This window comes from Vibrio sp. CJQ_6 (assembly GCF_043106745.1).
Classification (GTDB): domain Bacteria; phylum Pseudomonadota; class Gammaproteobacteria; order Enterobacterales; family Vibrionaceae; genus Vibrio; species Vibrio furnissii.
This window is the reverse complement of sequence record NZ_JBICMV010000027.1, coordinates 14,440-30,092: the sequence shown is the minus strand read 5'-3', so window position 1 is coordinate 30,092 and position 15,653 is coordinate 14,440. Positions and strand designations below refer to the sequence as shown.

The following is a 15,653-nucleotide window of genomic DNA, read 5'->3' as shown; positions in this document are numbered from 1 at the left end:
TATGGCTCGATTTTTCATAGATCGCCCCATCTTTGCGTGGGTGATCGCCATAATCATCATGCTGGCCGGTGTGCTGTCAATCATGACACTGCCCGTCTCGCAATACCCGGATATCGCACCCCCAGCAGTGTCGTTGTCCGGTTCATACCCAGGAGCCTCTGCGGAAACGGTGGAAAACAGCGTGACGCAGACCATCGAACAGAACATGAATGGTATCGACAATCTCTTGTACATGTCGGCCACCAGTGACTCTGCGGGTAACTTTAGCATCACACTGACGTTTGAATCAGGTACCGATCCCGATATCGCGCAGGTTCAAGTACAGAACAAGCTGTCTTTGGCGGAAGCAACGCTACCGACCGAAGTGACCCAACAAGGGATCACCGTCGCGAAGTCCTCCAGCTCATTTTTGATGGTGGTAGGCTTTATTTCTAACGACGGCAGCATGGACAACACCGAAATCGCCGACTTCATGGTGTCGCAGGTCAAAGACCCGCTCAGCCGTGTACAAGGGGTGGGTGAAGTTCAGGTGTTCGGTGCGCAGCACGCGATGCGTATCTGGCTCGACCCAAATAAACTCAACAACTTCCAGCTAACACCAGCGCAAGTGAAAACCGCCATCAGCGCACAGAATACGCAAGTTTCTGTGGGCCAGTTGGGCGCCACACCCGCGCTTGAAGGTCAACAGCTGAACGCGACCATTACTGCACAAAGCCGTTTTACCACCGTCAAACAGTTTGAAAACATTCTGCTGAAAGTGGACACCGACGGCGCGCAAATTCGTCTCAAAGACGTGGCGCGTGTGGAACTGGGCGCTGAAGATTACCAAGCGGTTGCGCTGTACAACGGCAAATACGCTTCTGGTATTGCAGTGAAACTGGCCACCGGTGCCAACGCACTGGAAACCGCCGATGCGGTGAAAGCGCGTCTGGCCGAACTGCAACCCACATTCCCATCGAACATCGAAGTGGTGTATCCATACGATACCACCCCATTCGTAAAAATCTCGATTGAGGAAGTGGTGCACACGCTGATGGAAGCGATTGTGCTGGTCTTCTTGGTGATGTACCTGTTCCTACAAAACTTCCGCGCCACCTTGATCCCAACCATCGCCGTTCCGGTGGTTCTGTTGGGGACCTTCGGGGTAATGGCGGCGTTTGGCTTCTCGATTAACACGTTGACCATGTTTGGTCTGGTCCTCGCCATCGGCTTGCTGGTGGACGATGCGATCGTGGTGGTTGAGAACGTGGAACGGGTGATGAGCGAAGAAGGGCTGTCACCGCGTGAAGCGACGCGTAAATCGATGGGGCAAATCACCGGCGCGCTGGTGGGGATCGCGATGGTCCTGAGTGCGGTATTCATTCCGATGGCCTTCTTCGGGGGCGCCGCGGGGGCGATTTATCGTCAGTTCTCGCTGACCATTGTTTCGTCGATGGTCCTGTCGGTCCTGGTGGCAATGATTCTGACGCCAGCCCTGTGTGCGACCTTGCTCAAACCAATCAAGAAAGGCGAAGCGCACCACGTAAAACGCGGCCCGCTGGCTTGGTTCAACACATGGTTTGATCGCGGCACCGAGAGCTACCAGAACACGGTGAATCGTGGTGTAAACCACCGCGTGCGCTACATGCTGGCGTACATCGTGATCGTTGGTGTACTCGCCACGTTGTGGACACGCCTGCCGACTTCCTTTGTACCGGAAGAAGACCAAGGTATTTTCTTGTCGATTGTTCAATTGCCTGTGGGTGCCACACAAGAACAAACGCTGGAAGTGATGGGCAAAGTGCGTAAACACTTCCAAGAAGATGAAAAAGACGCGGTTGAATCGGTGTTTACCGTGGCTGGCTTTAGTTTCGCCGGTCAAGGTCAGAACATGGGGATGGCGTTCGTGCGTCTCAAAGACTGGAGTGAACGGACGGATCCGGCGCTATCGGTAGATGCTGTGGTTGGACGCTCTTATCCGGCGTTTGCCCCAATCAAAGAAGCGCAAATCTTCTCGTTCAACGTGCCCGCCATTCAAGGTTTGGGTAGCGCGAGTGGTTTTGATGCCTACTTGACCGATACTGCGAACTTGGGTCACGACAAACTGATCGAAGCACGTAACCAGCTCTTGGGCATGGCCGGTTCTAACCCGAACCTGACTCAGGTACGCCCGAACGGTATGGAAGATACGCCACAGTTCCGCATTGATATCGACTACGAAAAAGCGATGGCCATGGGTGTGTCCGTATCTGACATCAACTCCACCCTGTCAACAGCGCTGGGTTCGAGCTACGTCAACGACTTCATCGACAACGGTCGTGTGAAGAAAGTGTACGTACAAGCCGATGCACCTTACCGCATGAATCCAGATGACCTGAGCTTGTGGCATGTGGCGAACGCCGATGGCGACATGGTGCCGTTTGATGCCTTTGCCACCACCGAATGGACCTTTGGTTCACCTCGTCTGGAGCGCTTTAACGGCGTACCGGCCGTGAACATTCAAGGTTCCGCTGCGCCAGGTAAGAGTACCGGTGATGCCATGCAGGCGATTCTGGACATTGTGAAGCAACTGCCGGAAGGCATTGGCCTAGAATGGACGGGCGCCTCGTACCAAGAAGTCCAAACCGGTTCACAAGCGCCGTTCCTATACGCCTTGTCTATCTTAATCGTATTCCTCAGCCTGGCTGCGTTGTACGAAAGTTGGAGCGTCCCGTTCTCCATCATCTTGGTGGTGCCACTGGGCGTCTTTGGTGCGATTGCAGCAGCGACGATGAAGTCGCTCTCGAACGACATCTACTTCCAAGTGGGTCTGTTGACCACCATCGGTCTGTCGGCGAAAAACGCCATCTTGATCGTGGAGTTTGCCAAAGACTTGTATGACGACGGCATGGATCTGGTGCACGCAACGGTCGAAGCGTGTCGAATGCGTTTGCGTCCGATCATGATGACCTCGTTCGCGTTCATCCTCGGCGTACTGCCACTGGCACTGAGTACCGGTGCAGGTGCTGCCAGCCGTAACGCGATTGGCTGGGGTGTGGTCGGTGGTATGTTGGCCGCGACCATACTGGCGATCTTCTTCGTACCGGTGTTCTTTGTGATGGTGATGAAACTGTTCCGCACCAAACCGCATAAGATTCCAACCGACGCTTAAGAGACACACAAGCGAACCCTCGCCACTGATCCGCGCAAGCGGGTCAGTGGCTTTTTTATTTCATTCTGCTCAGTGATGAATTTCACCCGTATTGCTTAGTTTTTCCGCAACAAAACGTACCAAGATTAAGAAATATTTCACCTTTTACACACATTTTCGATACACTACGGCGCATTACGATCCATTCTGAACAAATCCGTGTGCTCGACTGACTCTCCAACCCAATTTTTTTATGATTGGCTTGATCTCACTGACGCTGAACAAACGGCCGCACTCGGCCAGCTTCGCCAACAGAAGCCCGCCTTACATGCGCAAGTGCTCCCCTTGATTCATCAGCTACAAACCACTCAGCTAGCGCATGTGTTCACCCAGCACGCCAACGACTGGGTGCAAGACCACTACGATTACAGCGGCCAAGTCATCGACAAATATCGCCTGCATCAAGAGATTGGGCGTGGCGGCTTGGGGTTGGTTTATTCTGCCACGCGTGATGACAACACCTATGAACAGCAACTGGCCATCAAGCTGATTCAGCCCCATATCGTGCACCACCTCGACCAACGGGCGCTGTTTACCGAAGCGCAGATTCTGGCGCGCCTCAACCACCCCGGCATCGCGAAAGTTTACGATGGCGGCCTGTTTCGCGATCAGGTGTATATCGTGATGGAGCGTATTGAGGGGCAAACGCTGGATGCGTATCTTCAGCAGCAGACGTTATCGGTTCAAGAGAAACTCAAACTCTTCATTCAGGTGTGTCAGGCAGTTGAGCACGCCCATGACCACCACATTCTGCACGCCGACCTCAAGCCGGAAAATATACTGATTGATGCAGCGCGTCAGCCGAAGCTCATCGACTTCAACCTGACGCAGAAGCTCAAGCAGAATACGTTGCCCAACGAGGACTCGTCACTTTTGGCGTTTAGTGATCAATACGCCAGCCCAGAGCAAAAGCAAGGGGACTACCTGACGCAGCAAAGCGACGTCTATTCATTGGGCAAGATTCTGCAGTGTTTGTTTCCAAGGCTACGCGCCAACTCGGATTTGCAACACGTGGTGGAGAAAGCCATCGCCCCTCAAGCTGAGCAGCGCTATCTCAGCGTTGGCGACCTGCGCCACGACTTAGAACACATTCTGGCGCTGCGACCGATCTCACTCAAGCAGCATCAACCGGTGTATGTCCTGCGTCGCTTGATACAGCGGCGGCCATTTTATTGCTTGCTGGTCTCGCTACTCTTGGCATCAGGGGCGAGCTTTACTTACGCCGTGGTGGACAAAAACCACCAGCTCTCACAAGAGAAGAAAATCTCCGAGAACATGCTGTTTGAACTCACGCAGCTGCTGTTTCACAGCAAAGACTCCCACGATCAACCCTTGACCATTGAAGCCATGTTGGCCATCACGCGCTTACGCGTGCTCTCCAACCCCGACTTACCCCAGCACATCAAACAAAAAATGCTGCTGGCGTTGATCACGCCGGTTCCTACACCACCCGATGACACGGCCTTGGCCGATTCCACCGCGACGACGAAACCATGACCACCCGATTTGCCCTGTTTTGGCTGATGTTCGGCCTCCTTTCCCTCCCTCCTGTGTTGGCGAACGCCGAGACGCGGGAAGGCCACTTCATTGACGCGCCGGTCACGGGTCTATTTTATAAAACCACGTCGGGGCTGAGTGGCACCACGCACCAAGGGAAATTTTCATACCGGCCGGGTGACATCATCTATTTTTACCTCGGTCAAGATGACAACGGATACCTACTCAGTACGCTCAGCGGGCAGGAGGTCATCACACCCACGCAAGCCAGCACGCAGGTCAACCGCAGCATCAACATGACTCGGCTGTTACTGACCCTCGACGCGACGCCACAAAACAACGCTGAGATCAAACTGCTCAGCGATGCCTTAACGGATAAAAAATTTCTGCAGCAACTTAAGCAGATTGATTTGTCGTTCATCGACGAGCACCTCGACGAACTGGATTTACCCTTGGTTTCCGCCCGCGAAGCCATCGAACACCTGACCCAAAGCCAGCAATACATCACCGACAACTTCACGTCGGATCAAATCGTCTACCGCCCACTCGGCGTGCAGTTTGAAAGTACCCTGGTGCCGAAAAAAGACTGGCAGGGCAAAATTTGCGCCTATAACCTCGACCGCGCTAATCACCCGAATTACCACCGCCCGGTGGGCATCGTCCGCTTTGCGGTTCGTGGGAACACGCTGATCGAATACCCGGCGTTGGGGGACTTCTTCAACGGCTGCCAATTGCGACCGGAACATGGGTTGCGCCAAATGCAATCGACCCCGCTGGATGATTTTTCGTTTAAAGGCGGCTTGATTGGCTGCGCCCGGCACGGCTGCACGCGTAACGATTTGAACGGCTTCTATATTGAAGACTTTGACGACGACGGGGATTGGAAGTACCGCACCATCGCGATGAACTTCGACCCGACCACACAGCTGTATATGGAAAAAGCACAAGGCTTGGGCCACACCTCCAACGTCCGCCACAGCAATCGCAGTGAGATGATGTGGTTCACCTACCCCACAGGCAAAGGGGATCACATCCCGTATCAAGGGATCTGGTTACGCACCCGCTACCTTGCTTCGGGCATGGCGCATCAATGTTTGAAAGTCGGCCCACATGCGGTGTTGCGGGGACCAACCGGCACCACGCAATGCCCTGAGCAGCCCAGCGCTTACTCACAGGACGTGACCGCTGAGTACAAAGACATGTGGTGGCTGAACACCAACGCGTCGGCACTGACCCTGGCCGACCTCAACCTCACGGTGACCTGGTTTGACCCTCAACGCGGCCCCCAATACACCAGCTGGGAATACCTGCCCGCGGGCGCGCAATGGGATCAAGGCATTCTCTATCGCTATCAACAACGAAAACATCGTGCCATGGATGGGCAAGAGTCGATGCAGACCCTCAGCGTCGACGAATTCACACGGCAACATAAGGACAGCCAATGAACCACACCCCTTTTACCCAAGTGCTGCATCACTGGAAACAAGGTGACAAACGTGCCGAGAGCGAGCTATACCGCATCGCCTATGCCCATTTACGCCGTTTGGCCGAGCAAGAGCAAACCCGCAACATCAGCAAATACGGCGATGGCAATCCCGTCATCAACGACAGCATTCACAGCACCACCGCCTTGGTGCATGAAGCCTATTTGCGTTTATCACAATCGACGCTGGATGATGTTCATCACCGCCGCGACTTTTATCTCAAAGCAGCCAAAATCATGCGTCAAATTTTGATTGATCATGCCCGTCATAAGCAGGCACAAAAACGCCTGCCCGTCACGGTAGTGGCCGAGAAAAACGCCGCTGCGTCATTTGAACAACTGATCATCATGGACAAAACGTTGGACACCTTTAGCGCGCGCTACCCACGCCAATCCAACGCCTTAAAGCTGAAATACCTGATTGGCATGAAAATCGATGAAATCAGTGAGCTGCTCGAGTGCAGCCGCAGCCTGATTGAAAAAGATCTCAAATTCGCGCTGTGTTGGTTTCAATCGAGACTTAGTTCATGATGCGCCTACTGCTGCCCCTCGTCTCCACAGTACTCGGCGTGTGGTTATGCTGGCCGAGTCACTCCAACCCGCTCGATACCATCGAGCGCGCCATTCAGGCCGCCCTATCCCAAGCACGCCCTCAGGCGGCGCGCAGTGACGCTTTGAATTTGACCGACTCGGCCGCCCCAAGCCCGCGCGCCTCATCGGCAGCCGATCCTGACAACGCCCAGCGCGACTTGGATGCCACGCCACGGCCCACCGCACCATTGCCAGACGCCGCCGAGGAAGAGACACCACTGGAGGCATTGCTGTCCAGCGGCATCGGCACCGAGATCATCATCAGCGCAGGCGAACATGCACTCGCCAACGACGAGCCCCCCAATCAACCGCCTGAACTCAATCAACAAGCTTACCAGCGCATCAGCGAGGACATGGCAACGTGGCAACTCAGCACCACCGATTCGGCGCATTACCAGATCAACATCGATGATTTGTTTCGCGATCCGGAAGGAGATTTAATCACTTACCGTGTCTCCATCAACAGTCGTTCGCTCAAGTTGGCACTGGCGCAGTCTCTGACACTCAACGGCCTCGTTGAACCGGACTTAAGCGCCGTCACGGTATTGATCGAAGCCAACGACGACCACCATCAGGAAGACGCGTGGCAAAGCGTGAGTTTTACTCTCGCCAACATTGATGTCGAAGAGCAACAAGACAGCCAACAGCTGGAGAACAAGTATTTATATCGCATTCACACCACCCGCGAATTGGGTGGAAAACGCTATGACTTCGACGTCCTGTATTGCGAAGGGTTCTATCTCGACCATGGCACGGTGTTGTATGCCATGAGCCAAAGCCGCCTCACTTGCCCAACGCCAAGTGACTTTAAAAAGGTGGGCTATTACCAACGACGCCCTCAAGACATTGATTTCGACCTCGACTCCAACACCTTCATGCGCTGGACGTTTCGACAAAGCTACACCGCGCGAATGGGGTCGGGGACGAATTTTCTGGTCACCAGCTACAACGGTGACCGCTATGAAACCGACACCTTGATGGACGTCCCGGCCGCTGCCGAAGCGCGCCTCAACGTCACAACCGGCCAATATTTGTATCAAACGAGCCGGTTTGACTACCTGATGCTGAATGAACAACACCATTATTACTGGGTGAGCATGATGAATTACATCTATAACCGCCGCCTCGATAATCCGGACTATTATCAACCTGCAGATTCCGACTTAAATATTACCGCTGAAGTTGGCAACTTATCGTGTCGCCAGTTTGAACCGTATTTTGCGTTCTCCTCACTGACGGGCATGACGGAATATCAGCAAACCTTGATGGTCTTTTCGGGGGATTATTATGGCAACTATCCGCCTGCCTGCTTTGAATATCAAAACCCGCAGCGCCTGACCAATTTGTCCTCCGATCTGGAATATTCCGAATACGACATCCCGTTAGATGGCGAAATATACACCTACATTTTGCGCCCGCGGCCGGAATATGCCCATTTATTGGAAACGTTCAAAATCAACCTGATTTATCGCCAACCGGTGCACTAACCGCTGATGCTTATTTGTTCATCGTTGTCACACATCGCATGAATCATAAAAAAATAAATTATTTTACGGGTTTTTATTTAATTTCCGTATATTGAAAGCGCGAATTCAAACAGGTAGAAAGTTGCCCACAACGTATTTCGTTCCGTACTCAGCAGTGGCAGTGCGGAATAACAATGTGTCAGCGATCTGATTTGAAATCGACAGGGATATAATAATGAAACAAATGACTTTACTGGCAGTGTCAGTGGCGATGGCATTGAGTGGCTGTGGCGGTGGTTCTGATGGCAGCAGCGGCGAGACCGCGGCGCAAGGTACCACCATCACCGCATTCGATGGTTACTTCTATCAGGCGGTTGTGTTCGATGACACCAACAACGATGGCGTGCTCACCATCGGCACCGATACGATTTTCGATTTAACCGATGAGAACGGTCAATACACGTTACCGGCCGACACCGAAATCAGCGGCTCACTTGCCCTGCAAACCCTGATCCCGGGCGGGACTGCGCAAACTGCATTGGCAAACTACAACTCAAAATACGTGGGCATCTACACCTACGATTCGGATAATGCTGATCAGGTGATGACCCATGAAGTCGTCTTCCGTGCCCCTAGCTCATCTACCGTGATTTCGCCGATCACCGATTTGGTGGCGATTGAAATGAGCAGCAACGGCGGAGATGAAGAAGCCGCGAAAACCAGTGTCGCCGTGAGCCTTGGGATTTCCGATCAAGTCGACGACGTCTACAGTGACTTTGTGTCTGGTGATAAGGCCAACAGCAAACTGCACAAAACCGCGCAGATCCTGACAGAATCGAAAGCCGTGGCGGGTGACAACTACCATGCTCAAGCGGCCACCATCGTGGCGGCAGCGCAAACGCAAGTGGAAAGCATGGATGACGAGCAGTTGACGTCCAACACCTACAAACCGGTGATCACCGTCGATGACAGCAACAACGCCAGCACGCAGTTGAACTACAAATTGACGGTGGATAAAACCGTCGCAGAATCACTGCAATTGCAGCTCAGTGCAGCCGCCCTTGCGAAAAACGAGAGCTTTGCGGGCCTTTCGCTGGCGCTCGACGGCCTGTTCAATGATAAAGACAATACCACCCCAACCGTCAGCACAAGCACCACGCAACTGGGGGACACCGGTATTTCTGTCAGTGTCTCGAACAACACACTCCAACTGGGCGCGGTCAACCCAGTCGCGGCAAGCGGTTCATTCACCATCACCTTGCAAGCCAACGATGTGGATTCACAAGGTGAGACGCTGACCTCTCCCCTTCAGGTAGTTTTGACGCTCACCATTACCTCGACCAACCAACTGCCTGTTGTGGAAGAAGACACACAAGAGCAATTGCAAGCGATCGTCGATGGATGGCAACTCCAACAAGGGGTCGCGTTCGAGCAGACATTAAGCCTAGCGGGCCTATTTAGCGACAGCGATGGCACCATCAGCGACTACCAAGTCGGCACCATCAGCGCAGACGGCCTCAGCATCAACGTGGATGCCAGCCAAGCCGTGGTCACGATTGCTGGGACACCCAACAAGGCCTACCCAGCCGGACAAACGTTTGTGGTTTACGGCCTAGATAACGAAGCCGCCAAAGTGAGCGCCAGCTTCACTTTGCCTGAAATTATGGACGGCGTGGAACCAGAGCCAGAAACACCAGAACTTGGTTTTACCCTCAAGCAGTTCAACAACCAAGAGTGGAAAATGGGCAGCTTTGCTGACATCGATGGCGAAGTAGGTTACGCGGCGCTACTCAACAACGATGGTCAACTGCAAATGTGTTGGGGAACGGATGCACAAAGTGACCCATACAAAACCAACATCAGTGACACCAACATGTGGAACAACGAAACCGCGTTTGATCGTCTAGCCCAACTGGACGAAGTGAGCGGCACGTACGTGCAAGCGGCGGATAAAGATTGTTGGAGCGTCGAGCTGCAAAGCGATGGTTCTTTGAGCAACGTCGATGGTTTTGAGGCCAAGGTGTTGTACCAAAACACCGATGGCGACCAATTCCTGATTCAAGTGGGCAGCCAAGAACTGTTCTGGTTGGACGGAACGTCGACTAAGTTCGCCAACCAGATTGCGGCAGAGACCAAAGTTTACGCGGGTGTGACGGAATACCAGATGTTCGTCGAAGCGGGTAAAGAGTTCATTGAAGCGTTGGATGGCCCAGAGCTGAGCTACTCATACGCAGAGAACCAACTGACCGAAGGTGAGTTTGAAACCAACTCGGTTCTGCCAACGGGATTCTATACGCCGGGGACGTGGTCGATTTCAACCGATGAGCAAGGCTACAGCTACGCTGAGTTTATCGAAACAGAAGAAGACCAAAAAACACGAATTCGCTATGTGTACCGCGATTTTGGTGACTTCTACATTTCCATGGGTTGGGATGAAGAAGCGCAGTATCTATACCAATCGGCACCGTTCTTCCGCCTCTTTAGCGAAGACAAAGCGTTGATGAATGCGGTCGTGGAATCCTTGCCAATCTCTAAAGATTAATCACGCGACGCGAGTCACCGCAAGTGATCACCAAAAGGCCGAATCTCAGATTCGGCCTTTTTCTATGTCATCGGGCTGATATGGCTCAGCCAATGTGGCGTTCCGTTACTGAACACACAACACATTCAGCAGCGACGTGCCTTTGAGGTTGGTGATCTTGCCGTTGGTAAACAAACCTTTCTTGTTGAATCCCCAATAGGGCAAATAGACCGGCCACTGTTCGTTTTCCATCACTTTCGAGTTGAGCAGTTGTTTCCACTCCTCTTCGGTCGACAAGCGCATGCCTTGGCTCCGGCACAGCTTTTCTGCCCCATCGTAGCTCAAACGGTTCCACGCCAAATTGTGTTCCATGTAGAACTGCACGTTGTCCGCCATGGTGTATGGCACTGCGTACGTGAGGCCATTCAACGTGGTTTGATGGCGCAGCAGTACATCGCCATTAGCCGCTTTGGGGGGCGTGGGGCGTGTTTGACTCGGTACCGTTGCGGTGGCCTTGACTGGCGCTGGCGCGGCTTGAACGGGCGCCGGTTGGGTCACTTTTTTCGGCGCTGCGGCGGGCGTACGGGGTGCTGACGTCGCCGTTTTTTTCGCAACGGGCGCCGTCACCGAACCCGATTTTCGCACTTCACGGATAAAGGCTTCTTTGTAACCCGGCACACTGCGCACACCAGCGAGATCGCGTTTCGCTTTGGCATAATCGGTGTACGGACCAATTAAACACCGTTGGCCTTTGACTTCCGGCTTCATCCATACATCGGTCGACATGTTTTGATACAGCACTTTGGCTTTGTCGACTGACAGCGGTTCCGCCAGCAAACCACACTGAATCCAGAAATTTGATTCCTTGCCTTTTGGGGCCGAGTTCCCCCATAAGCCTTGACCGATCGGACAAGCTTTATCCAGTACGGGCAACTGCTGACTTGATGCTTGTGTCGCATCGCACAGAAAATCCTTGGCGTGCGCCGGTAAAGTAACGAAAGGCACGGCACAACAAGACAGGCTTAATAGAACTCGATGGGTGACTTTAGGCATCACGACCACTCTCATATCCATGGTTATCCTATTCTAGTGACAATGGTTATGGCTCAATGTTCAGTGACAGATGCAAAAAAAGAGCCGTAATCACTTACGACTCTTAGTTTAGGTAGATTATATGAACAAAATCAATCGACTCTGATCAACCTTTGTAGATTTTTGGGTTAAATACATCACGCAACCAGTCGCCGAGTAGGTTGATCACCAACACCAGTGTCACCAGCACGATCCCCGGGAAGATGGTGATCCACCAAGACCCCGAGAAGATGTAGTTAAAACCGATACTGATCAGCGAGCCAAGCGATGGTTGGTCAACCGGCAACCCCAATCCGAGGAAAGAAAGTGCCGCTTCCGACATGATGGCGTTTGCCACCTGCACAGTCGAGATCACCAGAATCGGTGACAAGCAGTTAGGCAGAATATGGCGGAACATGATGCGTGGCGATTTAAAGCCCATCACGCGTGCCGCTTCGACATACTCTTTCTTCTTCTCGGCCAATACCGACGCACGAATGGTCCGCGCATACTGCGGCCATTCCGCCACCCCGATGATCACCACCAGCATGATCACCGCGTATTCACTGAAGAACTCACTGCCAAAGCTGGCCTTGAAAATGGCCGAAACAATGATCGCCACCATCATGGTCGAGAACGACAACTGCACGTCCGCAAAACGCATCAGGAAGCTGTCGATACGGCCACCGAAGTAACCCGCAGACAAGCCAATCACAATGCCGAGGAACAGTTGCAGCCCCACCGCCAAAAAGCCGATGGTCAGCGACAAACGTGAGCCGTACAAAATGGTTGATAAAATATCGCGCCCTTGGTTATCCGTCCCCAACAGGAAACGCGCGTCGCCATCTTCCATCCACGATGGCGGCAGCTCGGAGTCCATGATGTCGATCGACGACAAATCATACGGGTTGGTCGGCGCCACCAGCGGCGACACCAAAGAGACCACCAGCACCACCATAAAGACAGCGAAGCTGAACATCGCCACTTTGTCGCGCAAGAAGTAGTACAGAAAATCCGATTGTTTAAAACGCTCCCAACGTGAAGGAGCAGCAGCTACTTGACTCATGATTATGCTCCTTTGCCAGTCAGGTTAACGGTTGGGTTGATGAGACCATACAGCAGGTCGACGATGGTGTTGGTCACCACAAAAATCAGGCCGACAAAAATGACATAAGCGGTGATCAGCGGCGTATCCACTCGGTTAATCGCTTCAAGAAACAAAAAGCCGGTGCCCGGCCACTGGAAGACGGTCTCGGTCAAAATGGTGTAGGCCACCATGGTACCGATTTGCACCCCGCCGACCGTCAATACAGGCAGCATGGTGTTTTTCAACGCGTGCTGATAGTAAATCTTGTTCATCGGCAAGCCTTTGGCGGTCGCGAACTTGATGTATTCCGAGCTCAGCACTTCGAGCATTTCCGCACGCACCAAGCGAATGAACAGTGGCAGCATGATGGAAGCCAGTGACACACACGGTAAAATGAGGTGCGCCAAGCCATCGAGTGTAAAGTAACCTGAATCCCAGCCCAGCCAGTTGGCGGTTTCACCCCGGCCGTAGGACGGTAGCCAGTTAAGCTCAATCGAGAACACATACATCAGCATAATGGCCGTCAGAAACACCGGGATCGAGATACCGATACTACTGCCCGCCATGATGAGTTTGGTAAAGAAGCTTTTCGGATGTATTGCCGAATACACCCCAAGCGGAATCGAACAGATAACAATGATTAACGAAGCCCCGAACACCAGTTCCAGCGTCGCCACCAATTTATCGAGAATCACTTCTACCGCAGGACGCTTGAAGAAGTAAGATGTGCCCAAGTCACCGTGCACTGCAGCGGTCACAAAACGAGCGTATTTAGTCACGAAAGGATCGTTGAGGCCCAGCTCATCACGCAGCGCTTGACGCTCTGCTTCCGAAACCGATTGACCGACAAGCTCACGCAGCGGATCGCCCAGGTTATCCTGAATGGCAAACGCCACCAAACTGATCACAAACATCACTATCAGTGCCTGAAACAGGCGCTTGACCAGAAACGAAAACATTCCTTGCCCCTTAACTTTCCATGAAAAATTCACCGCGGGTCAACGCACCGCTCATGAATTAAATTCAGTCTCAAAAATGGCACCTAACCCGACTGAAACAAAGTTAAGTACCAAAGCCGTCAACGGGCCTTTCAAGCCGAAGCTCGAAAGGCCTCATTCACGCAGTGTGTGCGAAATTACTCTTTCACGACCAAGTCACCGAAGTATGGGAATTCCATCGGGTTGACGATTGGTTTGATGTCCAGTGTTGATTTCGCGCCCCATGCGAGGTTCTGCCAGTGAAGTGGCACGAATGCCGCATCTTTGTACAGAATGCTTTCCACGTTTTGCAGCATTTGCGCACGTTTCGTCGGGTCAGTTTCTACGTTAGACGCTTCCACCAATTTGTCGACTTCTGGGTTCGAGTAGTGGCCACAGTTGTACTGACCTTTACCAGTCTCTTCGTTACGCGTCATGGTCAGGAATTCAGAGAAGTTCGCTGAATCCTCGGTGTCTGAGTGCCAGCCGATCATCAGCATGTCTGCCGCACATTTGTCGAACTCAGGCCAGTACTGCGCTTTTGGCATGGTTTTCAGGTCAACTTTGATGCCGATCTTAGACAGCATCGCAGACGCCGCTTGTGCCACTTTCGCATCGTTCACGTAACGGTTGTTCGGAGCGATCATGGTCAACGTGAAGCCTTTCTCGTAACCCGCTTCCTTCATCAGCGCTTTGGCTTTCTTCAGGTCGTAACGCGGCACCAGCTCAGGGTTGTAACCCGCGTAACCTTTCGGGCTCTGTTGACCGGCTGCTGTCGCAAAGCCTTTCATGATCTTGTCCACGATACCTTCGTTGTTGATCGCGTAGACAATCGCCTGACGAACGCGCACATCTTTCAGCGCTTCGTTATTGGATTGGTTCATTTGGAACGAGATCAAACGCGTGCCCGGCAGGGTCACCAAATCAACGCCTTTCGCCGATTCCACACGTTTGTGATCGTTTGGCGCAACCGGAGCAATCATGTCCACGTCGCCAGACAGCAGCGCTGCCACGCGAGTCGCGTCTTCTTTGATTGGCACCAGTTTCAGGTGATCCACGTTGCCTTTGGAATCTTTATCCCAATAATCTTTGAAGCGTTCAAAGTCCACTTTGACGCCCTGTTCACGTTGCGTCACGATGAACGGACCGGTACCCGAAATGTGCGTAGAAGCGAACGAGTTACCGTGCTTCACGATTTCGCTCTTGTCTTTGCCGTCTTCAGTCTTGCCCGTGTAGAACTTGCTGTCCATTGGGAAGATGTAAGTGGCCGTTTGCAGCACCAGCGGATACGCGCCTTTTGACACCAAATCAACGGTGTTAGCATCCACTTTCACCATTTTCTCGTACGGTTCAAAAATCGCTTTAAAATCAGGAGAGTTCTGCAGGCGGTCAAACGTCCACACCACATCATCTGCAGTCATGGTGTTGCCCGAATGGAATTTCACACCTTCACGCAGGTGGAAACGGACGGTTTTGTCATCCAAACGTTCCCAGCTGGTCGCTAGGCGAGGTTCAAAATCCAGATCTTGCGTGTAACGAACAAGTGGATCAAACACCATGTGAGACAGTTGCAGCGTACCGCCAGACAGCTGTTCATGTGGGTCAAGAGACACTGGGTCTGCGTCGTAAGCCACTGTGATGTCTGCAGCACTTGCCGCAAAGCTCAAGCCAGCTGCCATTAAAGCCACTGCTAGTTTGCTTTTCATGGTTTTCATTGCATAACTCCTTATGCGGGAATCCGAATCCCTAGTTGTTGTATTTGCTTCTGTTTATCAATCCCCATTCCAATGA

The 15,653-nt window shown here is 52.8% G+C and carries 10 protein-coding genes; 6 read left to right on the top strand and 4 right to left on the bottom strand.

The annotated features are described in order from the left end of the window. The first annotated feature begins 1 nt into the window (after position 1). The 6 genes from ACF8PK_RS14470 (at position 2) to ACF8PK_RS14445 (ending at position 10,748) form a co-directional block, all read left to right on the top strand. The gene (locus ACF8PK_RS14470; protein WP_238820295.1) at positions 2-3,130 is read left to right on the top strand and encodes an efflux RND transporter permease subunit; all 3,129 of its coding nucleotides are present in this window, start codon (positions 2-4) and stop codon (positions 3,128-3,130) included. Between the two features lie 198 nt (positions 3,131-3,328). Then, positions 3,329-4,666, top strand: a complete 1,338-nt coding sequence (locus ACF8PK_RS14465) for a serine/threonine-protein kinase (RefSeq protein WP_143680949.1) — start codon at positions 3,329-3,331, stop codon at positions 4,664-4,666. After that, entirely contained in the window at positions 4,663-6,111 is a 1,449-nt protein-coding gene (locus ACF8PK_RS14460; protein WP_392441932.1) for a chromosome partitioning protein ParA, read from the top strand. The genes ACF8PK_RS14465 and ACF8PK_RS14460 overlap by 4 nt, the downstream gene beginning before the upstream one ends. Then, positions 6,108-6,680: an ECF-type sigma factor gene (locus tag ACF8PK_RS14455; protein WP_014204133.1), complete on the top strand. Its 573-nt coding sequence runs from the start codon at positions 6,108-6,110 to the stop codon at positions 6,678-6,680. Before ACF8PK_RS14460 ends, ACF8PK_RS14455 begins: the two co-directional genes overlap by 4 nt. Then, positions 6,677-8,227, top strand: a complete 1,551-nt coding sequence (locus ACF8PK_RS14450; RefSeq protein ID WP_392441928.1) for a hypothetical protein — start codon at positions 6,677-6,679, stop codon at positions 8,225-8,227. The genes ACF8PK_RS14455 and ACF8PK_RS14450 overlap by 4 nt, the downstream gene beginning before the upstream one ends. A 214-nt stretch (positions 8,228-8,441) precedes the next feature. Continuing rightward, a complete protein-coding gene (locus ACF8PK_RS14445) occupies positions 8,442-10,748 on the top strand; it encodes a hypothetical protein (RefSeq protein ID WP_392441925.1) in 2,307 nt (768 codons plus the stop codon). 105 nt (positions 10,749-10,853) lie between these two features. Here ACF8PK_RS14445 and ACF8PK_RS14440 read toward each other — a convergent pair whose 3' ends face one another. The 4 genes from ACF8PK_RS14440 to ACF8PK_RS14425 all read right to left on the bottom strand — a co-directional run bounded on the left by ACF8PK_RS14440 (position 10,854) and on the right by ACF8PK_RS14425 (position 15,577). After that, entirely contained in the window at positions 10,854-11,801 is a 948-nt protein-coding gene (locus tag ACF8PK_RS14440; RefSeq protein ID WP_392441922.1) for an SPOR domain-containing protein, read from the bottom strand. 124 nt (positions 11,802-11,925) lie between these two features. Then, the gene (locus tag ACF8PK_RS14435; protein WP_004728363.1) at positions 11,926-12,864 is read right to left on the bottom strand and encodes an ABC transporter permease; all 939 of its coding nucleotides are present in this window, start codon (positions 12,862-12,864) and stop codon (positions 11,926-11,928) included. Between the two features lie 2 nt (positions 12,865-12,866). After that, the gene (locus ACF8PK_RS14430; RefSeq protein ID WP_004728362.1) at positions 12,867-13,844 is read right to left on the bottom strand and encodes an ABC transporter permease; all 978 of its coding nucleotides are present in this window, start codon (positions 13,842-13,844) and stop codon (positions 12,867-12,869) included. Between the two features lie 176 nt (positions 13,845-14,020). Then, entirely contained in the window at positions 14,021-15,577 is a 1,557-nt protein-coding gene (locus ACF8PK_RS14425) for an ABC transporter substrate-binding protein (protein WP_392441919.1), read from the bottom strand. Positions 15,578-15,653 lie beyond the last annotated feature (76 nt).